The organism is Nitrospirae bacterium YQR-1 (genome assembly GCA_039908095.1).
Classification (GTDB): domain Bacteria; phylum Nitrospirota; class Thermodesulfovibrionia; order Thermodesulfovibrionales; family Magnetobacteriaceae; genus Magnetomonas.
This window is the reverse complement of the sequence record JAMOBJ010000040.1, coordinates 1-25,919: the sequence shown is the minus strand read 5'-3', so window position 1 is coordinate 25,919 and position 25,919 is coordinate 1. Positions and strand designations below refer to the sequence as shown.

Here is a 25,919-nt window from a genome sequence, read left to right as displayed (position 1 = left end):
GAGCGACAATCCAGTCTTTTCTCTGCATCATTAGATGATAAAAAAACTCTGCCGGAGTTAACTACATAAGCATTTTTCTATTACTTCTTTTAAATTATCGTTGATTTCATCAAGGGTTTCAGCTTGAGAATGTGCTCCCGAAAAACCAGGAATGTATCCTATAAATAAACTCATATCTGAAAAACGTTTAATCACTGAGGAGTTTGCTGGAGTATAATTATAAAAAAGCTGTTAGATTAGGTAATTTGGTGGCGGGGGGCGGATTTGAACCACCGACCTTCGGGTTATGAGCCCGACGAGCTACCGGACTGCTCCACCCCGCGGCAAATTTATTATCGTTCTCTGCTTAGACTGCCAAAACAGCAACCACACTTAGTACTGTAACATATTAAAACATAAATGTCAAACCATTATATAATCTTTTTATATATTTATTTTTTGTTTTTTCTGAAAATTCTTCCCCCACCCCTCCCGTCAAGGGAGGGGGAAAAGAATGGCATATCGCTATGTGTGCGGTGAAATAAACTATCCTTTAAAAACAAACACTTACAGAGAGCTCTTTAGGCTAAGCCTTCCTTATAATAACTTATTTAACCTTAATGTCTTTGGAATTATCCCAGAACCCGTGAATATTGCAGAAGCCGGCGGCAATGAGTGTCCCGGATTTTTTAGTTTTCATAGAAGCCGTCACACTGTGATGAGTATAGACGGGGCCTGCGTTTGCACCCTCTGTTGACTCTCCGTGGGCGGTAAATTCAAAGTTACCGATTTGATAAGAGAATTTTTCAGCCTCAGGCTTAAAAAACAACTGTATCCATCTTATATGGTGCTCAGTAGTGTTAGGATGGCCGATTTCCTTTCCAATAGACACTTTTACGTCAAAGACCTCATCGGCACCAACCTCATCGGCACACTCTATGGCAGGCACATGCTTTTCACCCTTCCAGTCACCACTTTGAAAAATATCACCAACTTTAGACATAACATTTCCCCCTTTTTATGTTTTTCTTTATACATCTCTATGTGACAATAATACCATATTTTTACTAAGAATTTAAAAACTTATATTTACAGATTTGCCAAATTACATCAGTAATTGTTATTTTATGCGGTGGTACAATTGAAAGTTTTAAGGAACTATCCGCTGTCGGAGCTAACAACGTTTAAAATAGGCGGCGGCGCCCGTTTTTATGTGAGGGCGGAGAGCGTCTATAATGCTTATGAATCAATTGATTTTGCCAGGCGGCATGGTATTCCTTTTTACGTTTTAGGCGGGGGCAGTAATCTTCTGGTAAGTGACAGCGGTTATGACGGTCTGGTTATTCATATGTCAAACACGGAGTCGGAAACAATAGAAGATGGTGACACTGTTTATAAGACCTGCGGGGCGGGAGTTTTATGGGATAATTTTGTCAGCGGCTGTGTGAATGAAAACCTCTTTGGAGTTGAGTGCCTCTCGGGAATACCCGGCACAGTAGGCGCCTCGCCGGTTCAAAACATCGGGGCATACGGGCAGTCCGTGGAGAATCTGATTTCTGAGGTAACCGCTGTTGATGTTGCCACCGGAAACATTGTTAAGTTTAGTAACGCAGACTGTAAGTTTGCCTACAGAAAAAGTTTTTTTAACTCAGAGGGGTTTGGTAAGTACATTATTGTATCGGTAAGATTTATTTTAAAACGCACCGGCAGGCCAAATGTTAAATACCATGATTTAGAGAAATACTTTTTAGAAAATGCAAATATAACATTGCACGAGGTCAGAACGGCCATATTGAAAATCAGGGAGTACAAGGGAATGCTGCAAATGGACGGCTATCAGAGATTTAAGTGTGCCGGATCATTTTTTAAAAATCCTGTGGTTGCAGCCGGCCTTTTTGATGATTTACAAGGTGTATTAAATCACAAAATTCCACAACGGAACTGGTCTTGGCCACAGCCTGACGGAGATGTAAAAATCTCAGCCGCTTATCTTATTGAACACTGTTTTGGTAAGGGCTACAAAGCCGGAGATGTAGGGTTATCACCTAATCACACACTTGCAATTGTCAACTACGGCGGAGCAACGTCAGCCGATGTGCTCAGCTTCGCAAAACTCATTGAAGATACGGTCTTTGAGCGCTTTAAAGTAGTCCTAACCCGTGAAGTGCAAATCCTTTAATACCAAGTTGCAGTCAAAAGAGTAAAATTAATATGGTTCCTTTCCGTTTTGTGTGGGTAAAAGAAAGAACCATTTTTTAAAAATTTTACTTGACATCACGGTTGCTTTAGGGGAGACGACAAGGAGCTTTCGACGAAGCCAACAAAGTTAATCGAATGAATGCAGCTTGGTATTATGCCCTTTTATCTCTGTAATTGACTAGTTGTCTTAATTTATCTGCAATATCTACAGATTTCATTAACGATGTTCCAACCAGTATTGCGTCAACCCCGGCCTCATCCAGTGCTCTGACATCCTGATGGGTTTTTATGCCGCTTTCACTTACCACAATTATTCCGCAGGGGATATCTTTTACCATATCCAACGTTGTTTTAATGTCAACTTTCATAGTCTCAAGGTTGCGGTTGTTAATTCCGATTATCGGAGCGTTGTGGTACATTGCCATATCCAGCTCTTTTAGGTTATGTACCTCAAAGAGGACATGAAGTGTCAGCTCTGAGGCAAGTGCCAGCAACTCCCCCGCCTGAGCCCTGCTTAGAGCGGCTGCTATTAAAAGAACAGCGTCGGCATCGGCGGAGCGTGACTCGTAGAGTTGATAAAAATCAAAAAGAAAATCCTTTCTTAAAACCGGCACCGTCACCTGCCTCTTTGCTTCCCCTATGTACTGTAAAGCACCCATAAAGTAGTCCTCCTCGGTAAGAACGGAAATTGCCGAGGCCCCCCCTGCCCCGTATATGCCGGCTATCTGCAACACATCAAAATCACTGCGTATCAGCCCCTCTGAGGGAGAGGCACGCTTTAACTCGGTTATCACCCTCACTGCCTGAGCAGGTTTCTCTCTTTTCAGAGCTGCATGAAAATCACGAGTCGGTGGCCTGTCACAGGACTTTTCAATTAAGTCCTGCTGAGGATTTAATTTTTTTTGGGAAAAGAGGCGTTCCTTTTTTTTGCTGATGATTTCTTTAAGAACGCTCACAGAATACTCAAATCATTCCTTAAACGGCAGATAAACGGAAAAAACCGAGCCTGTACCCGGGGAACTTTCCACGTGTATCATTCCACCGTGTTCAGTGATGATTCTTCTGGTTATGGGTAGCCCAAGCCCGGTACCGCGTCCCATTTCCTTTGTTGAAAAAAACGGTTCAAATATCATGTTGACTTTTTCCGGGGGAATTCCTGTGCCTGAGTCCTCTATGATAATCAAAGCACATTTAACGTTATCTTTAACAGTGGATTCGGTTTTTATTTTTATTGAGCCGCCCTCACACGGCATTGCATCTATGGCATTTGTGACCAAATTGTCAAACACCTGCCGTATCTGAGTTCTGTCAAGCTTAATAAGAGGCAAATTACCGGCGGTGAAGTAAACTTTAATGGATTTTTCCGCCATTGTTTCACTGTAGTTTCTAATCGTTTCCGCCATTATCTCGTTTATATTCTGAAGGCTAATGCTGTGGCTCTCACCTCTGGAGTAAGAAAGAATGTTTTTCAGAATTATCTCCAGCCGTGATGACTCTGCACTGATTACATCGGCATATTCCCTCTCTTTTGTTCCCTCTAAAACCATCTTGTGCAGTCTCCTGGCAAAACCGCCGATAGCGGTAAGAGGGTTTCTGATTTCGTGTGCAACACTAGCCGAGAGTCTGCCCAATGCAGATAGTTTCTCTGAGTGCATCAACTGTTGCTGCAGTTTTTGCTTTTCAATTTCATTTCTATTTTTTTCCATCATACCGGCTATTGAATCAGCTACCGCCCGCAAAAATGCCTCTTCCATGTGGTTTCTCTTGTGCCCTGCATCTACGTAGAGATTAATTACTCCCAGTAACTGGGAACCCTTCTGGATAGGCACACAGTAATGGCCGTGGTCTTTCATCCCCTCATATCCTACGTCGTGTCTGTCGTCTAAATGGCCGACGAAAATTATTTCTCTTGTCAGAGCACATCTGCCGCACAGACACATTCCGGCAGGCACGTTTTTACATGTCTGCTGTAAAAAATCCGACAGCCCCCTGACACTAACCATATTCAGTGACGATGTAACGTCATCGTAGGTAAATATCGAGCCCTTTGACTGCAAGGAAAGCCATGGGATGGAAAGAACCAAATCGAGTGTCTTGTCCAGCTGCTCAATTAAGGAAATAGGTTCAAGGGCTATTTTTAAAACAAGATTAATTGCAGCCTGAGTTTGATAGTTTTTCCTGATCTCATCTTCCATGCGTTTACTTTCCGTTATGTCCTCACGCATTTCAATGGCGGCAAGAATCTTTCCTTTTTTATCTTTTACCGGCGTGGACACTATCCGGTAGTGTATGTTACCGTCTTCCGATTTTGTAATGATTTCGTTAAGCTGCCCATCTTCCAAAGTCAGACAGGTCGGGCAATACGAGCAGAGGTCATCTTTGTGGTTGGGGCTTATTTGCCGGTAATCCACAGGAAGATTATCTGTCTGCAGCCACGGAAACCACAGCTTCATTTGCTTATTGACGGAGAGTATCTCCAGTGCCGGATTTATCAGGGCAATTCCAATATTTATATTATCTATAAGGCTACGGTATTTTTCCTCCGACGCCCTAAGACCAAGTTCCGTCAGCTTTCTTTCGTTTATTTCGTCTAAGAGTTTTTCATTCAGCGTTTTAAGTTGAGCGGTTCGTTCATCAATGCGTTTTTCAAGGTCATTCTTTGCCTGCTCAAGTGACTCCTTAGCTTCCTTAAACTCAGTTATATCACGTGAGATACCTATCGTACCTATTATGTTTCCACCGCTATCGTACCATGGCACTTTGTTGGCTAAAATGTGGACTTTATCCCCTGTTTTACGAACCAGAGTCTCTATGTTGCCAACCATCTGCTTACCGGTTTGGATAATCTCGTCCTCCAGCGCTTTTACAGCAGCTGCATGGTCGGGGTTAAGGAAGTCAAAATCTGTCCTGCCGGTCATTGCCTCCGGTGTTGTTGACGAATTGCTTGCTTTGGCCTTGTTTACCATCACAAACCTACCCTCAAGATCCTTGAAATATATGGAATCGGGAACATTATCCATCAGCACTCTGAGAAGCTCATATTCTTTGAGTACATTGCTTGTTTCCTTGTAGGATGGAAGCGGCTTATCCTGTGGTATCTCTGATTGTAATAAGAACTCTGGAAATAACACTTTTTCACCGTCTGTTCCAACATCAGCAATTATCAAACAAGGACAGACGGTTTTATATAAATCAAGCGCCTGTTGTGGCGAATTTGCTCTGACTATTTCATAACCCAAGCCCTGTAATGTGCCGGATATCTCCGGCAACGGATTTTCATCAGATGATATAATCAGCGCTTTCTTGTCTACCATGCCGGTATTTTAGTAGATATTGCTAAAAATTAGCAACATTAAAAAGGTTTCTGTAATAGCAAAATGAAAATGTCCGGTTACATGTGGAAAACACAGATTATTTCATTCTTGTAATGCCTCCATAACATAGTGCGTTTGCCCTGAGGGAAAAGATGATCTCCTTGCTATTTTGCATGGGAATAGTTTATTATCTTAAATCATGACGGCATTATTTGATACAAACAATCGTGCACCGGATATTATTTCCAAACTGTCGGGTATTGTCAGGTAGCCCTCCCTTGCCGGGGATTATTACCAGCCCCCTTAATAAAAGAAATGAAATGCCCCATTTTTTAAGAAGGAGAACTTAATGTTTAAAAACATGAAAATAGGAACTCGTATAGCGATAGGGTATTTACTTATATTGTTTGTCTTTCTTCTACTGTCCTTTTATTCGATAGGCAAGCTGGATTACAGCACTGATCAAATAAGGAAACTCTATGAACACCCATTCACGGTAAAAAGTTCATTGCTTTCCATCGATGCAAATACTACCAGAATCAGATTTCTACTAAGAAAAGCATACCTTTCTGCTGACAACAATGAAGTTATGGAGATTAAAACGCAGATATCTGTTATTGAACCAGAAATAATAAGCGCTCTGGCATCTGTAGAAAATCGGTTTTTGGGTGATAAAAATTTAATAAAACAAATTCGTGTTAATTATGACAGATATATTTCATTTCATGTGAATTATTTCGATCTGCTCTTACATGGTAAAAAAGATGAGGCTTTGAAGCTCTTAGATACTAAGATGTATTCTAATGCTGCAGAGAATGAGAAGTTAATAAAAGAAGCGATAGATTTTGCCACGAGGAAAGCGCAGTGGTTTTACGAAAACACTCAGAAAACAAACGATGAAACCAAAAATATATTATACTTTATTTTAGCCGGCACAATATTGTTAAGCTGTGTCTTTGGGGTTATTTTTACAAGAAGCATCACTACTCCTATTTATAAGTTAACAGAGACAACCAAAGAGGTGGCCTCAGGTAATTTAAATGTAAACATAGACGTCTCTGCGGCGGATGAAACCGGCCTGCTGGCCAAATCGTTTCAGCTTATGATGGACAGCTTACGGAAAGTATTATCGGAGCGGGATGCTGAGAACTGGAAAAAAACGGGATATGCCAAAGTAAGCGAAATAATGCGGGGTGAGCAGGATATCATCACTCTTTCTCAAAACCTGATAACGTATATTTCCGAGTATCTGGGAGCTCTGATAGGGGCGATTTACCTGACACGGAAAAACCAAAACATCCTGAAGCTAACCGGCACATATGCGCACAACAAGAGAAAGGGGTTGTCTAACGAGTTTGCCGTCGGCGACGGATTAGTTGGGCAGTGTGCCCTTGAAAAACAAAGCATACTACTTACCAATGTGCCTGAGGATTATATAAAGATAATGTCGGGGCTGGGCGAGAAAGTGCCCTCAAACATACTGGTTACGCCGTTTATTTATAATGATGAGGTTAAAGGTGTAATAGAGCTGGGGGCATTTACCGCCTTTACCGAGCATCAAACAGAGTTCATGAAATCGGTTTCCGAGACCATTGCTATAGCCTTCAGCGTTGCTCAAGCTCAACAGAAAACTAAAGAGCTATTAGAAATAACTCAGAACCAGGCTGAAGAGCTTCAGGCTCAGCAGGAGGAGCTGATAGCCAACAATGAGGAACTGGCTGACCGGGCGCGGATTCTCAGGGAATCCGAAGTCAAGCTTCAAGAACAGCAGGAGGAGCTCAGACAGGCCAACGAGGAGCTGGAGGAACACGCAAAACTGATGGAAAAACAACGGGATGAGATAAAGAAAAAGAACATGGAGCTTGAGAAAAATCAGGTGCTTAACCTTCAAAAAACCAGAGAGCTTGAAATAACGGGCAAGTATAAATCCGAATTTCTGGCAAATATGTCACACGAGTTAAGAACTCCGCTTAACAGCATACTACTGCTTTCCAAATTTCTCTTTGAAAACAAAGACGGCAACCTTACTGAAAAACAAATGGAATGTGCCGCTACAGTGCACTCCTCGGGCAAGGACCTGCTGAGTCTGATAAACGATATTCTGGATCTGTCAAAAGTTGAGGCAGGCAAGGTTGAGCTGCATATAGAGGCTATTGAGGCTGAGAGGGTGAAAGCATTCATAGAGAGCAATTTCCTGCCTTTTACTGAAGAGAAAAACCTTTCTCTGCACGTGGCCATATCAGATAATGCTCCAAAGTACATTCATACCGATATTCAAAAAATGGAGCAGATACTTAGAAACCTGCTGTCAAATGCCGTCAAGTTTACAGAAAGCGGCTCTGTCACGGTGACAATAGGCAAGGGTGCGATTAAAGGGCACAGTGGCGGCGTATTGTCTGTGTCCGTTTCGGACACGGGTATTGGAATTCCGCCGGATAAGTTGGATGTGATTTTTGAGGCATTCAAGCAAGCCGACGGAACTACGAGCAGAAAGTACGGAGGCACAGGGCTGGGGCTTACAATTTCCAAAGAACTGGTTAAATTGCTAAGAGGCGAGATGGTAGTTAAAAGCGAGTTTGGCTCCGGCAGCACCTTTACCATACATATTCCTGACTTACAAAACCTAACAGATGCCGAGATAAGCCCTGAGGGCCCGGGCCGGGCTAAACCTCACATCCCTGATGAGCAGCCTTTAAAAAAAGAAATCCAACTGAAAGGCAAAACGTTGGAGGACGACAGGGAGAGTCTGTCAGCGGATGAGAAGTCAATTTTAATAATAGAAGATGACACTGTGTTTGCTAAAATCCTCCTGGATATAAGCCGTGAGCGAGGGTATAAGGGTATAGCGGCACAGGACGGAGCAGGCGGCGTTGATTGCGCACACAAATATAAACCCAGTGCGATAATTCTGGATATGGGGCTTCCGGACATTGACGGCTGGACGGTAATTGAGCGGTTGAAGGACTCCTCAGTAACACGCAGCATCCCGATACATATAATATCGGCATCTGAAAAAACAATAGACGTTCTTAAATCCGGCGGTATCGGGTTTTTAACAAAACCTGTCAACATGGAAAAGATTAATGAAGTGTTTACCAGACTGGAAAAAATATTTTCGGGGAAAACCAGGCAGATTCTTGCAGTCAGCCTGGACACTAAACAGGCTGCAACTCTAAAGGAACTATTAAGAAATACTGATGTGGAAGTAGATTATGTACCCATAAAAGAGGCGCAGCATGCTCTGGAGTTAAATCTATACGATTGTCTTATATTGAATTTTACCGGCGATGAATCCGCTGCTTTTGATTTTCTGGATAAAATAAAAAGCACTGAAACCTTCAATAATATACCGGTGATAGTCTTTAACAGCTTACAGTTAAGCTCAGAGAATGAGATAAAGCTTAACCTGTATGCACGTAAAATAGTGCTTAAGATCGTAAAATCCCACGACAGGCTGTTTGACGAAATAGTGCTTTTTTTACATTTGCCACAGTCGCAATTACCGGAGGAAAAGCAAAAAATACTTATAAAAGTACATGATAAAGAGCATATATTTAAAGACAGAAACATACTGATAACCGATGATGATTCAAGAAACGTTTTTGCATTATCCGGCATTCTTCAGGAGGAGGGAATGAACGTGGCTATTGCGAAAAACGGAATAGAGTGTCTCGATATTTTAAAGAAAAACGATACAATAGAAGTTATATTGATGGACATAATGATGCCTGAGATGGACGGTTATGCTGCGATAAAAGAAGCAAGAAAAATACGCCGTTACAGGGATATTCCTATAATAGCGCTGACGGCAAAGGCAATGAAAGAAGACAGGATAAAGTGTATCGAGGCCGGGGCAAACGATTATCTGTCCAAACCGATTGATAAAGACAGACTTCTGTCTCTGTTACGAATTTGGTTATACCGGTAAAACAGGAGGCCTCAGCAGATGGACTATTACGAAACGGACGAGAACGAGAATTTGGAAATAACGCTTCTTCTTGAGGCAATATACTCCAGGTACGGGTATGATTTCAGAAATTATGCAAAGGCCTCAATTAAAAGGAGAATAAAGCACAGGATGTCCGTTGCCGGAATTAGTAAAATAACGGAGCTCATTGAAAAACTAATATATGACAGGCGGTTTTTTACAGAGCTGCTTGGGGATTTTTCGATAAGCACAACAGAGATGTTCAGAGACCCTGCTTTTTTCCTTGCTTTAAGAAAAACGGCAATTTCTGAGCTGAAACGTTTGCCGTATATAAAAATCTGGGTTGCGGGCTGCTCAACCGGCGAGGAGGTGTATTCCCTCAGCATAGTTTTGGAGGAAGAGAACCTTTACGATAAATCCATGATTTACGCAACCGACTACAGCGAGCAGTCCTTAAATAGTGCAAAGAAGGGTGTCTTTAGCCTGAAGTCACTTAAAAAATATGCCGCCAATTATATACAGGCGGGCGGTATTCAGTCATTCAGTGATTATTTCACTACAAAGGGCGACTCCGCTGCAATTGCTCAGCCGTTAAAACGAAACGTGGTTTTTTCGATACATAACCTGACAACAGACGGAGTGTTTGGAGAGATGAACGTCATCCTCTGTAGAAACGTGTTGATATATTTTAACAGGGAGCTGCAAAACAGGGTGTTTGGATTATTCACGGAATCGCTGGTGCAGGGCGGCTATCTGTGTCTGGGTTCAAAAGAAACTATCAGGCTCTCAACATTTTCCGACAATTATACGCTAGTTATGGAAGATGAAAAGATATACAAAAGAAACGGCTGCCCAATTTCATATTCTCCAAAAAGTGATAACAAACCGGATGTAACGCCTGAGTTTGTTGCAAGGAGCATAGAGTTGATAAAAGACGTGAAAGCAAAAATAGAAGAGCTGGAGAGGCTTATTCGTTGTGTCGGCTCTCAGTCCGGTAAAGGCCCTGCATGAAATATGAGGCGGTTGTAATAGGAGCCTCCGCAGGCGGCCTTGATGCGCTTAAAACACTGCTGGTAAATTTACCGGTTGATTTTCCCCTTCCCATTGTAGTTGTGTTACACTTGCATCGGGATACAAAAGACGAGTTGATAAAATTTTTAAGCACAGAGGTGCAGCTAAAAATCAAATATGCCGAGGATAAGGAAAAAACCAGGAAAGGCTGCGTATATATAGCGCCGCCGGATTATCATCTGTTGGTGGAAGACGACAGGACATTTTCGCTATCTGTGGATGCGCTTGTCAACTATTCCCGTCCCTCGATAGACGTGCTTTTTGAAAGCGCATCGGATGTATTTCGTGAGCATATTATTGGTATAATACTAACAGGGGCTAACAGTGACGGCAGCGTGGGGTTAAAGAGGATAAAGGAAAGAGGGGGGATGGCGATAGTACAAAATCCTCAAAGCGCGCAATATCCGGCAATGCCGACTGCAGCAACAGCGGAAACAGAGGTAGATTATATTTTAGATATTGAAGCGATTGCAGATAAAATACAGGAAACACTTATGATTTGCTGTGACACAGGACGATGAAAATTATCACTGTGTGCCTGCCCCTACAAAAGGACTGGATTACCGCTCATGGGCGGCAATGAGGGATGGGGCTCCGCTTTCAGGGGAATCCCCTTTAGCGGAAGTCATTCCTTTTACGTCATTGCCGTGAAAACGGCAATCCAGTTTTTATTGGCAGGGTCACACACAAAGACATTATGAACTATTGTGGTGAGCGTTTATGCAAAACATTTTAATAGTTGATGACAGAGAAGAAAATCTTCTTGTACTGGAAACTCTCCTTGAGCGTGCTGATGTAAACATCATAAAGGCGCTAAACGGGAAAGATGCGCTGTGGAACCTCCTGAGTCATGACTTCGCCCTTGTAATACTGGATGTACAGATGCCTGAAATGAATGGCTTTGATGTAGCAAACCTAATCAGAAGCAACAAAAAAACAAAGACTCTTCCAATAATTTTTATAAGCGCTTCAAGCAGAGATGAACAACTTGTTTTTAAAGGCTATGAAAGCGGCGCCGTAGATTACTTGTTAAAACCGATAGACGATAAGATTTTAATTAGTAAGGTAAATGTATTTCTGGAACTTGACAAGCAAAGACAGTTAATAACGGAACAGTCGGAACAACTGCGCAAAGCAAACGAGAAGCTGGAAAAGTCGTTGTCATTATTACATTCAACTTTGAATTCTACCGCAGACGGTATTTTGGTGATAGGAAAGGACCGGAAAGTAACGACTTATAACCACACTTTTGTAAAAATGTGGAACATTCCCGATGACATTCTTTCCTCCAAAGACGACCATACAATACTGTCATATGTTTTGTCACAATTGAAAGACCCTGATAGTTTTATAAATAAGGTAAATGAATTGTATAACCAACCGGAAATGGAGAGTTTTGACATTATAGAGTTTAAAGACGGACGGTATTTCCAAAGATATTCACTTCCACAGAAAACAACTGAGGAGGTAATCGGCAGAGTTTGGAGTTTTCATAATATTACAAAAGAAAGACTTGCTGATATTAAACTCAGAGAAAGCGAGGAATTGTTCAGGACGACTTTTGAAAATGCGGCGGTGGGAATTGCCCATGTGTCGCCGGAGGGGAAATTTATCCGAGTAAATGATCGTTTTTGTACAATAATGGGATATGAAAAAGAGGAAATGTTATCTATATCATTTCAACAGATAACGTATTATGATGATTTAAAAAAGGATATAGAATTAATCAAACAGACGCTTTTAGGGCAAAGAAATAACTTCTCCAGGGAGAAACGATATATAACAAAGCAGGGCGGTATAATTTGGGGCATGGTAACAGTATCACTTGTCCGTGACAATTCAGGTGCTCCCATGTATTTTATTGCGGTTATCGAGGATATAACGGCTAAAAAGGACGCTGAAGAGGCACTTGAAATAGAGAGGGACAAACTTACAAATATAATGCAGACACTGGATGATGGAATTTACATAGTTAACAGCAAATATGGTATAGAGTTTGCAAACGCTGCTATTATTAAAGAGTTTGGTGAAATAAACGGCCGCAAATGCTATGAATATTTCCATAATGGGACGCAGCGATGTTTATGGTGTAAGCTGGATGATGTATTTTCAGGAAAAACTGTTACATGGGAGTGGGTTTGCCCAAAGAACCAAAAAACATACTCACATTTTAATACTCCAATAAAAGGCATTGACGGCACAATATCCAAGTTTACATTAATTCATGATATTTCAGACGTTAAACATGCACAGGCAACAATGACAAGGGAGCTGGATTTTCAGAGGACAGTTGCAGAAGTGTCTGAAACGCTGCTATCCCCGGAGAAAAGTGTTTTCGATATTGCAGAGATAGTCCACAAACAGGCCATGAAGCTTACCGGAAGCTCACATGGATATGTGTCTGAGATAGATCCAAAAACAGAGGAACTCGTAGGACACACGTACACCGACATGGCAAACCAACAGATATGCAGGGTAAATACTATATTGCACAAGATTGCTTTACCCAAAGGCAAGGATGGCTATAACGCACTATGGGGACACGCATTAAATAAAAAAGAAGGGTTTTACACCAATAATCCTCCGGCGCATCCAACTTTTAAAGGGTGCATTCCCTCAGGACACGTTCCGTTAGAGAGATTTCTCTCTGTCCCTGCAGTGATAGGAAATAAGCTTATAGGGCAGATAGCGCTGGCTAACTCAGAAAAAGACTACACAGATGATGATTTAAATGTCATACAACGTCTGGCTGCCATTTACGCCATTGCTGTTGAACGTAAAAGAACGGAAGACGCCATAAAGGCAATCGGCCTGTACAGCAGGAATCTTATAGAGAGCAGTTTAGACCCTCTTGTAACTATCACATATGACGGTAAAGTAAGCGATGTGAACACGGCTGCAGAGAACATTACTGGATATTGTAGAGACGAGTTGATAGGAACAAATTTCTCAGACTATTTTACTGACCCCGAGAAAGCCGAAGCAGGCTACAAAGAGGTGTTCAATGCCGGGGAGGTGCGCGATTACGAACTCAGCATAAGACACCGCAATGGGCATATTACTCCGGTTCTTTATAACGCCTCTGTATATAAGGATATTGCGGGCAATATTTTAGGGGTATTTGCAGCGGCGCGCGACATCACCGACCGTAAACATATGGAAGAGAAATTGCGAAAATTAAATAAAAACCTTGAGGCGCTTGTAAAGTCGGAAACTGAAAAAAGACAAAATCATGAGCAAATCCTTATTCAGCAATCCAAGATGGCGGCCATGGGCGAGATGATAGGGCTCATAGCACATCAGTGGAAACAGCCCCTGAATGCCATAGGTTTGAATGTGCAGGACTTTAAGGACTCTTATACATACGGTGAGATTGATGATAAGTATATTGATGATACGGTTAGAGTTACGATGCAGCAAATTGATTTCATGTCAAAAACGATAGATGACTTCAAGAATTTCTTTGTACCTTCAAAGAAAAAAGCTATGTTTGATGTTAAATCTGCAATAGAGGAATTACTCTCTATATTTTTTCATGTTTTCACTAAAAACAATATATATGTTTCTGTTAAAACCAATGAGGACGCCGGTCTGTTTACAGAGGGCTATCCTAACGAATTTAAGCAGGTAGTGCTTAATATCTTAAATAACTCAAAAGAAGCAATTATTTCTAAAGGCGGCATTGATTCTGAACTGAGAGGATGTATAGAAATCAATATCGGCAGCAATGCAGATAAATCCAAACTTATTGTTACGATAAGAGACAATGGCGGCGGAATACCTGAGGATGCTATGGAGAGAATATTTGAGCCTTACTTTACAACCAAAGAGACAGGGGGTACAGGACTTGGCCTTTACATGTCAAAGACAATCATTGAGACAAATATGGGCGGTACGCTGACGGTTCAGAATGTCAATGGTGGAGCTGAGTTTTTGATAAGTTTGAATACGAATAAATGAGAGTTGTAGGATTAACTGTACCGGCAATTAATCATACAATTAAATGTGTTATAATTAATAAAATATTTTATACTAAAAAACTGGAATTACAGAAAAAAAGGATAAAGGGTTGGATACTCAGGGATGTGTGTCACGATGACTGACATAAGAGCGGAAACACAATGGGTGAAATCAACCTGCCCTTATTGCGGGTTTGGCTGCGCAGTGTTAGTCTGCATAAAGGACGGTGCTGTTAGAGGTATTGAGGGCGTAAAGGGATATCCTGTAAATAACGGACATATCTGCCCGCTTGCCTCCACATTGCCTCAGGTATTTAGTGCTCCCGACCGTCTTACATCGCCTTTACTGAGATGTGGCAACAAGCTAACGCCGGTTACGTGGCCTGAGGCGGTAAAGCACGTTGCAGATAATTTACAACGTATCATAAAAGAGCACGGAGCGGATGCAATAGCCTTCTACGGCGGTGCCGCCAACCTTACCGAGGAGTATTATCTTGTCAACAAGCTTATAAAAGGCGCCGTTGGAACAAACAACTTTGAATGCAGCACACGGCTCTGTATGTCCAGCACCGCCGCAGGGTTTTCTTCGACATTGGGCACAGACGCCCCTCCAGCTTGTTATGCAGACATAGAGGAGGCCGACTTGTTTTTTATTGCCGGCAGCAATATGGCTGTTTCTGTTCCAATACTCTTTAAACGTGTAAGTGACGCTATACAAAAAAACGGCACTAAAGTCATTGTAGCAGACCCTCGCAAATCTGAAACCACGAGTATTGCAGATATTCATTTGCGGATTAGGCATGGAACAGATGTTGCTCTTAACAATGCCCTTGCACATGTTTTAATAAAAGAGGGTTTTGTTAATGAGGACCATGTCAGACAATATGCAAGCGGCCTTGATGAGCTTAAAGAATTCCTTGAGGATTATCCACCTTCAGCGGCAGCAAGGATAACCGGTTGCTCCGCAGAGGAAATCATTAAAGCCGCCCGTATGATGGGTAATGCCAAAGCGTTGCTGGCGTTTTGGTTTATGGGCTACAACCATTCCACACAGGCGGTTTTTAAAAACAACACTGTTCATAATCTACTGCTGTTAACCGGTAATTATTGCAGAGCAGGCGCCGGGCCTCTGTCTATAACCGGTGAGGCAAACACTTTAGGCAACAGAATGGTTGGAGCACTTTCGCATCTGCTGCCCGGCTTCAGACAGGTTTTAAACCACCACCACCGCAAGGAGGTTGCAGCCTACTGGGGGGTACCTTTTGAAAAAATCCACCCGATGCCCGGACGTTCAATTATTGACATAATAAAGGGGCTGCATAGCGGTGAAATACGTGCTCTGTGGGTGATGACAACAAATCCGGCTGTATCGCTTCCGCACACAAGGTGGATTGAAGAGGGACTTTCTAAGGCGGAGTTATTGATAGTGCAGGACATTTTCCCTACCGAGACCACCGCCCTTGCCGGTGTTGTTTTACCGGCAGCCCAGTGGGGTGAAAAGACCGGCACATTTGTATCATCCGAGCGGCGTGTTGAACTGGTTGAAAAGTTTACAGAACCCCCTGGAGAGGCAAAACCCGACTATGAGATTATATGGCTGATAGCCGCTGCCATGGGTTTTAAGCATATGTTTCCATATACGCACCCTGAGGAGGTTTTTGAGGAATGGAAAGGGCTTACACGAGGGCGCATATGCGATATAACAGGCATAACCTACTCACGACTAAGAGGGAACACGGGAGTGCAATTTCCCTGCCCCGACAACAATCATCCGGGAACACCCAGACTTTTTACAGATATGAGATTCCACAGAGCCGACGGCAGAGCGGCTCTGCTGCCTCGCTCCTATAAAGAGGCGGCTGAAGTGACCACTGATGAGTATCCATTTATTTTATCAACCGGCAGACTGTCCTGCCATTTCAACACACGTTCACGTACGGGGCGGATACCTGTCCTGAACAGACTTGCCCCTGAGAGCTTTGTAGAAATACACTACAATGATGCTCACAGGCTTGGCATAGCAGAGGGAGATTCCGTCAAAGTCACCTCCGGAAGGGGCACTGTGCACGTATGTGCCCGATTAACCGACCGTGTGCCGGAAGGTACACTATACATGCCAAGCCATTACGGCAGGGGGTTAAACACAGGTGAGGGTAAGCTTGCGAATTTATTAACAAATCCGGCATACGATGAACACTCCAAGCAGCCTGAGTTTAAAATATGTGCCGTGAATATTTCCAAATAATATTATAATGGAAGGACCCGATAAGAAAGATATGAAACCACTTCAATCATATACCACTGCACAAACAGTAAAGTTTTTTGAAAAGCTGTTAAACTCCTCCTCAGACGGAATTGTCATCACTGACCCGGGTAAGAATATCATTTTTATCAACAACACATTTTGCAGTTTCTTCAATTGTTTACGGAAAGACATGTTGGAAACAAATTTATACTCATGGCTTCAACGTTTCAATGTAAAACCGCAGGACGCTTATATACAAATAGAAAACCAGGTACTAAGGGAGGGAGTCAGTACCAATCAGGATGTTTCTATTATTACAAACAGTGGTGAAAGGTTTTTTTGTATCAATTCATCTATCCTTGAGCAGGTTGCCGGTGAGGACGCAGGGGTTATCACAAGCATATGGCGTGATGTCACTGAGTGTAAGATGCTGGAGAGAGCTGCATTAGAGAAAAAACAACAATTACATACCGCCTTTGAATTTAGCACTATCGGCATAGCAATAACATCTCCGTCAAAGGGCTGGTTAGACGCAAATAATAAACTGTGCGAGATGTTGGGATATTCAAAAGAAGAGCTGATAAAAATGACATGGGAGGAGATCACTTTCCCGGAGGACCTTCAACCGGATTTAGCTTTATTCAGCCGGGTGCTTAACGGTCAAATGGACGGGTATAAGATTCAGAAACGTTTTATCAGAAAAGACGGCACTATCATACATACAATGTCGTGGATAAATTGCAGGCGTGCTCAGGATGGATTAATACAATACTGTGTCGTACTGATAGAGGATATTACTGAGAGGCTAACCATAGAGCAACGATACAAAACAATATTGCAAACCTCAATTGACGGTTTTTGGGTAGTGGACACGGAAGGAAAACTGATACAGGTTAATACGGCATATTGTAATATGACAGGATACACGCAACAAGAGTTGTTAAAAATGACAATCCGTAATGTTGAAGTGATAGAGTCTCCGGAAGACACACGAAGGCGTATAGAAAAAATAATGGAAACAGGTGGAGACCGTTTTGAATCCAGACACAGGTGCAAGGATGGTAAGATTATTGATGTTGAGATAAGTGTTAATTATATTAAAAATGACAACATAATGTTTGCATTTGTAAGAGATATAACAGGGCGCAAAGCGATGGAAGAGGCAATAATGACAATGAACCTGAACTTACACAGGAAAGTGGAGGAAGAGATTGCTAAAAACCGCTCTATGGACCAACTTATGTATGAGCAGTCGCGCCATGTGGCAATGGGTGAACTGCTGGTTAATATTGCACATCAGTGGAGGCAGCCACTGACTACAATAGGTCTCTTAATTCAGGATATAGGCGACGCATTCAAGTATAATGAATTAAGCGATGAATATCTGGAAAAAAATATTACAACCGTTATGTCGGAACTTGACGGACTGTCAAACACTATTAATGACTTTAAAGACTTTTACATGAGCAATCAACAAGCGGAAGAGCTCAAAATCAAAGAGATGATAAACAACGCATTAGCAGTTACAAGCGGGTATTTTGACATGGAAGATATTGTGATAGAGAAAGAGCTCGATGATGACTTGACTATAAATGCCGTACAGAGTGAATTTGCCCAGGTTATTATGAACATGTTGACTAACGTCAGGGATGTTTGGCAGCAGAGGCAAACCCCTGAGCGTATTGTTAAAATACATACATATAAAGAGCCCGCTACCAATAAAATAATAATAACTATAGCTGACAATGGCGGCGGGGTGCCGGAGGATATTATCGGTAAAATCTTTGACCCATATTTTACCACCAAAGATAAGTCCTGTGGAACCGGGCTTGGTTTATACGTTACAAAATTACTGGTGGAAAAAAGTATGAAAGGCACCATCACGGTGAGAAACATTGACGGCTGGTGTGAGTTCAGGATAGAGATATGATAAGCGATAAGCCTGGATATAAACAATATAACCCTTTAGTGGAAGGAGTACACTTAGTTGAGAGTTTCGGCACTTTATAAAAAAACTTTGCTAATAGTAGTACTTTCGATAGCCGTTACTGCGAGCGTGAATTTTCTCTATGAAGGTTTTTGGCCTTTTCTGATTACACTTGTTATAGTTTCAGGTGTCGCAGGGTTTCTTCTCAAAAAAATAATAGATGAGCCGCTAAATACAATCATTGAGTACGCAAAGAAACTTGTTGATCACGAGTATGACGCCAAAATTGACATAAACACAGGGGATGAATTTGATGCTCTCTCCAGTATCCTTCAATTTATGGCAATTGACATAGTCGAGATTTTTGAACGCTTCGAGGAAGCCGCCGGCAGTTTGGCTGAAAAAGACTTCAAAGTTACCGCTACCCTCAACTACCTCAATGCCGTCATAAATAACATGGCGGACGGCCTTCTGGTTGTTGACTCAGGTGGAATAATTACACGCATCAATAGCCCGCTTGCCGAATTTTTTGGTATTACCGCCTGCGAGACCACAGGCAAATCAGTACAGGATGTTTTCGGCGGAGTCATGTCCGGCCTGTTTAAACAGAGCATGATTGCAGTCTCTGATGAGGTTTTAACCACAGATATAGAGCTATCCTCATCAGTGGTACTGCGGGCATCTTCGACAGTTATTCATATCAAGGGCAGCGGTATTGCTGAGGGACAGCCTCAGAACATAAACGGAGTGGTCATAATAGTGAGGGATGTTACCAAAGAGAGGAATGTTGACAGAATGAAAACGGATTTCATATCAACCGTCTCACATGAGCTCAGAACACCGCTTACCTCCATTTTGGGCTTTACAGAGATTATTCAGGAACGACTGCAGGAGCAAATTTTCCCTAATCTGCCCGGCGATTCAAAAAAAATGCAGAAATCAACAAAACTCATAAACGACAACTTGAACATCATTATCGGTGAGGGGGTGCGCCTGACCAGCCTTATTAACGACGTACTGGATATTGCCAAGATGGAGGCCGGTAAGGTTGAGTGGAAAAAAGAGACTATCAGCATAAATGATATTATTGCAAGAGCTTCCCTGGCTACACAATCCCTGTTTACTAAATCAGGGCTTAAGTTTGAGGTTAATATACAGCCTGATTTACCAAAAATTATCGGTGATGCCGACAGACTTGTACAGGTAGTTATTAACCTTATTTCTAATGCCGTTAAGTTTACGACCGAGGGTTCTGTCACATGTCGTGCCGTGCAGACTAACTCAGAGATTATTATAAGTATCACAGATACCGGCGTGGGCATTGATGAAAAGGACAAAGAAACCGTCTTTGAGAAATTTAAACAGGTAGGCGACACTCTTACCGACAAACCAAAGGGAACAGGCCTTGGCCTTCCCATCTCAAAACAGATTATAACTCACCATCAGGGGCGAATCTGGGTTGAGAGTGAGTATGGTAAGGGCAGCACATTTTCTTTTACACTTCCGGTTCAGGCGGAGAGTTCATACATGTTAACATCCACAGACCTTGAGACCCTGATGAAAACAATACGCGGCGGCACAGAGGCAGGCCGCCTTGAGGGCATAACTACCGCCGCCCCAGGCTCAAAGACCATATTAGTGGTTGATGATGAAGAAAGCATACGTGAACTGCTGAGACAAGAACTCCAAAGCACAGGTTACAGTGTTGAAACTGCTAAAAACGGCATGGAGGCTATCAAAAGCGTAAAGGAAAGACGTCCACACCTAATTATTCTTGATGTTATGATGCCTGAGATGAACGGTTTTGACGTGGCTGCCGTCATCAAAGGTGACCCTGCAACGGCGGATGTGCCCATCATTATCCTGTCCGTTGTTGAAGACTCCGACCGTGGCCGCCGTCTTGGTGTTGACCGCTACCTGACAAAACCAATAAACAAGGAAATCCTCTTTGATGATATTAAAACGCTGCTTGCCGGAGGTACTTCAAAAAAGAAAATTCTGGTGGTGGATGAGGATGAGTCTAACGTAAAAACACTGGCGGATGCCCTTCAAACAAAGGGATACGCTGTAGTTTCAGCTACAGACGGGCTTGAGAGTATCGAAAAGGCGCGGGCCGAAAAGCCGGATATTATCATTGTGGATGCCATGCTCTCGGAGCGTGATCAACTGGTCAAGACACTGCGTTTTGAAAAGGGCCTTGAAAATGTTTACTTTATTTATCTCTATGGTCAGGGGAAGCGGCAGGGCATGTAAATGGATGGACAATATGTTTAAATCAAAACTCTTTATAAAATATTTTTCCACCATTGTTATCATAATTGCCGCCTTTACCGCAGGTCTTTATTTTTTTTCAAGGTCATTCATAAAGGAGAAAGTCTTTGAAATTGAAAAAGCATCAGCCGTAACAGTGCTTAACAATGTTTACGAAATAGTTCGCAGTATTGACCACGGCATAGTATCATACAGAGAGTCTGCTCTTACATCTAAAAAAAGGGAGCTTAAAAACATTATAAAGATGGCTGAAAGCTCTATTGGCATGATAGAGAAAAATGCTAAAAAGAGTACTATCTCTCGTGACGCTGTTGAGAAGAACATTCTGGAAGCAATTAGTAACTTTAAATATGGAAATAACGATTATATTTTTGTCACAGATTATAACTCCTTCATAATTGCGCACCCCGACCCGAGGATTCTGCATACCGACTGTTCACGGTTAACCGATGTAACAGGCAAACTGATTGTGTCCCCGATTGTCAAAAATGCCTTAAAAGATGGTGAGGGGTTCTATACCTATAAATGGAAAAGGCTTGACAGCTCAGATGAGCCTCAGGAAAAGTTGACATACTATAAGAATCTGCCGGAGCGCAGATGGGTTATAGCTACCGGAGTATATATCGATGACATTGAAAAGACAGTGGATTCGATGAAAAAAACCGCCATTGACAACCTACGACAAATACTCAAGGACATCAGACTGGCAAAAACCGGCTATGTGTTTATTTTTAATTCAAACGAAGAGTCCGGCAGCTACATGATTGTCCATCCCAACAAGAACTTGGAGTCGGCAAATTGGGAGCAGCTCCTTAATCCTGAAACAAAAGTGCCGATTTATAAAGAGCTTATTGCAGTTGCTGACAACCCAAACGGGTTAAGATATAAGTGGGACAGACCGGATGACCCCGGCCACTATGTTTATGATAAGATTGCCTGGGTGCGGTACTATAAACCGCTTCAATGGTATATAGGCTCCTCTGTCTATATGGCTGAACTGGAGAGCAGCTCACAAATGCTTGGAAACCGTATTTTAATGATTGCCTTTTCAAGCCTTGTATTATTAGTATTTATCGGATACATTTTTTCAAAAAAGATGGTAACACCACTGAAGATACTTTCAGAGACCGCATTACGCATCAAGGGTGGGGATTTGGCGGCAAAAATAACCATCAAACGCAACGATGAGATAGGTATTCTTTCCGATGCCTTTAACAGCATGGTGGAGCAGCTTAGGGACAACATCATCACCTTAGATGCAAAGGTAAAGGAACGCACGGAAGAGCTTCAGAGCGCCTTTAATAAACTTAAAGCCCTGGATGATATGAAATCAGTGTTTCTGTCTAATGTATCTCATGAGCTGAGAACTCCTTTGACCTCTGTGCGCGGATTTGCCGAGATAATAAAAGGGTCTTTTGAAGACACTGTGCTGCCTCACATTAATATGGAAAGCAAAAAAGTGGAGCGTGCCGTCAAACGAATAGACGAAAATATTACAATTATCATATCGGAAAGTGAGCGGCTTACCGCCATGATAACAGATGTGCTGGATATTACAAGGATGGAAGCCGGTAAGATGCTCTGGAGGCAAGACGTTGTCAATGCAGATCAGTTATTGAATCACGCCGCCCGGGCAACTGCACCTATGTTTCATAAAAATAAAGCATTGAACCTTGTTGTTGAATGTGAAGAAAATATCCCTGAGACAACAGGCGATTATGACAGGATTTTGCAGGTTGTAATAAATCTGATTTCAAATGCTTTTAAGTTTAGCACAAAAGGTGATATAATTCTAAGAGCTGTATGCACCACTGAGAGGCAAATACTAATATCTGTGACGGACATGGGCATAGGGATACCGCCTGAGGAGCAGGAGATGGTTTTTGAGAAATTCAAACAAATTGGAGATACCCTTACAGACAAACCAAAGGGGACAGGACTTGGGCTTCCTATCAGCAGGGAAATTGTAGAATACCACGGTGGGCGTATATGGGTACATAGTGTTGTGGGACAGGGGAGCTCTTTTTATTTTACGCTGCCTATAATGCAGGCTAATGTTGAGCTCAATGGAGGTCTATAGTAAATGTCTGTTTTTAATTTTAAAAAGCTCCTTAAGAAAAAAGATACGATTCAGTTGATAGACGGCCTTGCAAGTGCTATGGGAATAGAACTTTGTATTACCGACACCGCAGGGACTGTCATCTATGGAGCTGACAGCCATAACCGGCATGGCTTAGCCGTAAGAGCCAATGATCTGTCCGTTGGGTGCGTTTATGGAGAGGATTCAGGGAAGACGGCGGCAATAACATCGTTACTTAACCATCTGGTTTGGTGCGAGTTGGAGAAAAAGGCACTTGCTGCAGAAACACTCGATAAATATAATGAAATTACGATGCTTTATGATTTTGTTGAAAAGGTTAACACCTTAAGTGTTAAAGAAATTGCAAACTTTCTTATAAAGCACGTGTTGAATCAGATCAAGGCGGACCACGTATCGGTCATACTTAAAAGCAAAAAAACAGGCCGGCTTGAGATAATTGCCGACAACGACACGATTGGTAAAATTAAGACGGCACTAATACCCGCATCAGGGATTGTTGAAACAGTTATGCAATCCGGTAAGGCAGAGATAATAAACAACAACCTCCCAGGCCCAGGATGCACTGTGCAGATAAGCTCTCTGCTCTGTGCCGCTATGAAAGCAAATGATGAGAACCTTGGAGTTGTAATCGCCGGCACTAAAGAGCCGTATAATTACTGTGCAGATGACCTCAAATTTTTCTGCACGTTAGTGTCTTTGGCGGCCTTTGCTATAGACAATGCAAGACTATATGAATCCCTAAAGGAGGCTTTTATCAAAACGGTTCAAGCGCTGGCAGAGACCATAGAAAAAAGAGACCCCTACACCGGGGGCCACACTAAGCGTGTAATGACCTACAGTATTGCTATTGCCGAGACCCTTGGCATATCCTCAAAGGACAAAGAGCGTCTTGAGCTTGCCTCTGTGCTTCATGACATTGGAAAGATAGGGGTAAGTGACAGTGTACTGCGAAAGACCTCAAAACTCACAGATGAGGAATTTGAAGAGATCAAAAAACATCCGGCAAGCGGACAGGAAATACTGTCTTATATTGAGCAACTGAAAGACATAATTCCCGGGATTAAGTCTCATCACGAGCGTTTTGACGGCGGAGGTTACCCTGAGGGGCTGAAGGGCTCTGAAATTGACCTGATTGCAAGGATAATCGCTGTTGCAGATTCTTTTGATGCAATGACCTCAGACAGGCCTTACAGAAAGGGGCTTTCTTTTGATGTGGCCTTAACTGAACTAAGAAAATGTGCCGGCACCCAGTTTGACGCTGAGGTGGTGGAGGCGTTTTTTGCAGCATGGAATGACAACAAGATAAAACCGGAAAATTCCGGGGATATAAATTAAGGGGGTGGCTGACAATGCCGACAATTCTGATAGCAGATGACGAGCAACATATTAGAATGCTTATAGAGCAGACCCTCGAGGCGCTTGAGGACGACGGAGTGGATATTCTCACAGCAGAAAACGGTGCTGAGGCGCTTGATGTAATAAAAGAAAAGAAACCGGAACTTGTTTTTCTTGACGTTATGATGCCTAAGATGAATGGCTTTGATGTGTGTAATACGGTTAAGAACGAGCTGGGCATCAAAGGAATCTATATAATAATGCTCACAGCCAAGGGACAGGAATTTGATAAGCAAAAGGGCATAGAGAGCGGCTGCGACCTCTACATTACAAAACCCTTCAGCCCAAAGGAGCTAAAAAATAAGGCTAAGGAAATCCTTGGATTTAACTAAAGCGAGGCTGATGACATTTGAAATTATAAACAGGCAAATTAATAGTAATGGAGAGGTTTTTACAATAAAGATTCAAGAGGAAACCATAAGAATCCTTTTTCTTTTTCACGCTATAAAACGAATTATAAAATGGGATATTCAAGAGGAAATGGCAGCCGAAACACTTCTTCTGCCTGATGAGGTGATAGTTGGCCATAGAAACAGATACATTGCTCAGAGGAGATACAGCAATCATGTAGTCAGAGCTGTCTATGAGTACGTTGACGGATTTCCGGTGCTCGTTACTCTGTATTTTCCATCTGAACACCGTTACTTCAGAGGAGGGGGTATTTATGAAGATAAAATATTCAAGGGAAGCTGATATTCTGTTAATAGAGCTCAGGGATGGCACTCCTGTGGATTCGATAGATTTAAAAGAAGGCATCATTGTTCACATGGATAAAGATGGATTGCCTCTTGAAATAGAGATACTTGATGCATCCCGCATAGCAGTGCTTAAAGAGATAAGCATTATGGCTCCGCTGGAGGCCCCCTGTGAAGGACTGGCTGCCGGTGGCTGATTCCAATTCTAATTCATTTGTCTAACTTTGTTGGCTTCGTCACAAGCTCCTCAACGTACTAAAAGTACGCCTGCGTCGCTTGTTCCTTGCCGCCTCGTTATACTTTTGAATTAGAATTGGAATGACACCAAGCTGTAACTTGGATAAGTCCTTTATCTCATAGCCATGAAGTACTTTTTTAGTTGTTGCAGCCGCTGCTGAGCCTCTTTAGTGCTTGCACCGGTGGATGTAAAGTAGTACTTAATTTTAGGCTCGGTTCCCGAGGGCCTTACGGTTACACTTGAGCCGTCTTTGAAGTAAAAAGCTAATACGTTTGATGCCGGAAGTCCGTCCAGCCCAAAGGAATAATCCTTTACAATGGTGGGTTCCAACTCTGACGGCGGATTTTTCAGGCCGTTGCGGTATGTTTGCATGAGGGCATCTATCTGTTTTAAACCCTCCTGACCTTTCATGGTTACTGAGGTGAGAGCCTCAAGGTGTACGCCGTATTTTTCATAAATCTCATTCAACCGTTTTAATATGGAGCTTCCGATGGATTTATAATATGAGGCCATCTCACAAATCAGGCAGAAGAAGTGTTTCGGCTGCCATTTCCTCTTGAATATCCCATTTTATAATTCGTTTTATAGCGTGAAAAA

At 42.4% G+C, this 25,919-nt stretch carries 17 protein-coding genes, 1 tRNA gene and 1 pseudogene; 14 read left to right on the top strand and 5 right to left on the bottom strand.

What is annotated here, in order from left to right:
• Positions 1-246: 246 nt before the first annotated feature.
• A tRNA-Met gene (locus H7844_14510) sits at positions 247-323 on the bottom strand.
• 263 nt (positions 324-586) lie between these two features.
• Positions 587-982: a class II SORL domain-containing protein gene (locus tag H7844_14505; GenBank protein MEO5358489.1), complete on the bottom strand. Its 396-nt coding sequence runs from the start codon at positions 980-982 to the stop codon at positions 587-589.
• Positions 983-1,120: 138 nt separating this feature from the next.
• On the opposite strand from H7844_14505, the gene H7844_14500 reads away from it, so the two are divergent.
• Positions 1,121-2,158, top strand: a complete 1,038-nt coding sequence (locus H7844_14500) for a UDP-N-acetylmuramate dehydrogenase (GenBank protein ID MEO5358488.1) — start codon at positions 1,121-1,123, stop codon at positions 2,156-2,158.
• 172 nt (positions 2,159-2,330) lie between these two features.
• Here H7844_14500 and trpC read toward each other — a convergent pair whose 3' ends face one another.
• Both trpC and H7844_14490 read right to left on the bottom strand, forming a co-directional pair.
• Positions 2,331-3,134, bottom strand: a complete 804-nt coding sequence (gene trpC, locus H7844_14495) for an indole-3-glycerol phosphate synthase TrpC (protein ID MEO5358487.1) — start codon at positions 3,132-3,134, stop codon at positions 2,331-2,333.
• Positions 3,135-3,146: 12 nt separating this feature from the next.
• A complete protein-coding gene (locus tag H7844_14490; GenBank protein MEO5358486.1) occupies positions 3,147-5,492 on the bottom strand; it encodes a PAS domain-containing protein in 2,346 nt (781 codons plus the stop codon).
• Between the two features lie 349 nt (positions 5,493-5,841).
• Between H7844_14490 and H7844_14485 the strand changes: the two genes are divergently transcribed.
• The 13 genes and pseudogenes from H7844_14485 to H7844_14425 all read left to right on the top strand — a co-directional run bounded on the left by H7844_14485 (position 5,842) and on the right by H7844_14425 (position 25,281).
• Entirely contained in the window at positions 5,842-9,420 is a 3,579-nt protein-coding gene (locus H7844_14485) for a response regulator (protein ID MEO5358485.1), read from the top strand.
• A gap of 18 nt (positions 9,421-9,438) precedes the next feature.
• Positions 9,439-10,263 (top strand): annotated as a pseudogene (locus tag H7844_14480) (protein-glutamate O-methyltransferase CheR).
• Between the two features lie 164 nt (positions 10,264-10,427).
• Positions 10,428-11,012: a chemotaxis protein CheB gene (locus H7844_14475; GenBank protein MEO5358484.1), complete on the top strand. Its 585-nt coding sequence runs from the start codon at positions 10,428-10,430 to the stop codon at positions 11,010-11,012.
• Positions 10,996-11,142 carry a hypothetical protein gene (locus H7844_14470; GenBank protein ID MEO5358483.1) on the top strand — a complete coding sequence of 49 codons (147 nt, stop codon included), beginning with the start codon at positions 10,996-10,998 and terminating at the stop codon, positions 11,140-11,142. Before H7844_14475 ends, H7844_14470 begins: the two co-directional genes overlap by 17 nt.
• A 69-nt stretch (positions 11,143-11,211) precedes the next feature.
• Entirely contained in the window at positions 11,212-14,451 is a 3,240-nt protein-coding gene (locus H7844_14465) for a PAS domain S-box protein (GenBank protein ID MEO5358482.1), read from the top strand.
• Between the two features lie 135 nt (positions 14,452-14,586).
• A complete protein-coding gene (locus tag H7844_14460; GenBank protein ID MEO5358481.1) occupies positions 14,587-16,695 on the top strand; it encodes a nitrate reductase in 2,109 nt (702 codons plus the stop codon).
• Positions 16,696-16,702: 7 nt separating this feature from the next.
• On the top strand, positions 16,703-18,625 hold the full coding sequence (locus H7844_14455; GenBank protein MEO5358480.1) for a PAS domain S-box protein: 1,923 nt from the start codon (positions 16,703-16,705) through the stop codon (positions 18,623-18,625).
• Between the two features lie 57 nt (positions 18,626-18,682).
• A complete protein-coding gene (locus H7844_14450) occupies positions 18,683-20,875 on the top strand; it encodes a response regulator (protein MEO5358479.1) in 2,193 nt (730 codons plus the stop codon).
• Positions 20,826-22,973, top strand: a complete 2,148-nt coding sequence (locus tag H7844_14445; protein ID MEO5358478.1) for a cache domain-containing protein — start codon at positions 20,826-20,828, stop codon at positions 22,971-22,973. The genes H7844_14450 and H7844_14445 overlap by 50 nt, the downstream gene beginning before the upstream one ends.
• A gap of 3 nt (positions 22,974-22,976) precedes the next feature.
• The gene (locus tag H7844_14440; protein ID MEO5358477.1) at positions 22,977-24,329 is read left to right on the top strand and encodes an HD domain-containing protein; all 1,353 of its coding nucleotides are present in this window, start codon (positions 22,977-22,979) and stop codon (positions 24,327-24,329) included.
• A gap of 14 nt (positions 24,330-24,343) precedes the next feature.
• A complete protein-coding gene (locus H7844_14435) occupies positions 24,344-24,721 on the top strand; it encodes a response regulator (protein ID MEO5358476.1) in 378 nt (125 codons plus the stop codon).
• A 10-nt stretch (positions 24,722-24,731) separates the two neighbouring features.
• Entirely contained in the window at positions 24,732-25,082 is a 351-nt protein-coding gene (locus H7844_14430; GenBank protein MEO5358475.1) for a DUF4258 domain-containing protein, read from the top strand.
• A complete protein-coding gene (locus tag H7844_14425) occupies positions 25,054-25,281 on the top strand; it encodes a DUF2283 domain-containing protein (GenBank protein ID MEO5358474.1) in 228 nt (75 codons plus the stop codon). The genes H7844_14430 and H7844_14425 overlap by 29 nt, the downstream gene beginning before the upstream one ends.
• A gap of 152 nt (positions 25,282-25,433) precedes the next feature.
• Here the strand turns inward: H7844_14425 and H7844_14420 are convergent, their stop codons facing one another.
• Positions 25,434-25,835 (bottom strand): hypothetical protein, encoded by a 402-nt coding sequence (locus tag H7844_14420; GenBank protein ID MEO5358473.1) that lies wholly within the window; start codon positions 25,833-25,835, stop codon positions 25,434-25,436.
• Between the last annotated feature and the right edge of the window lie 84 nt (positions 25,836-25,919).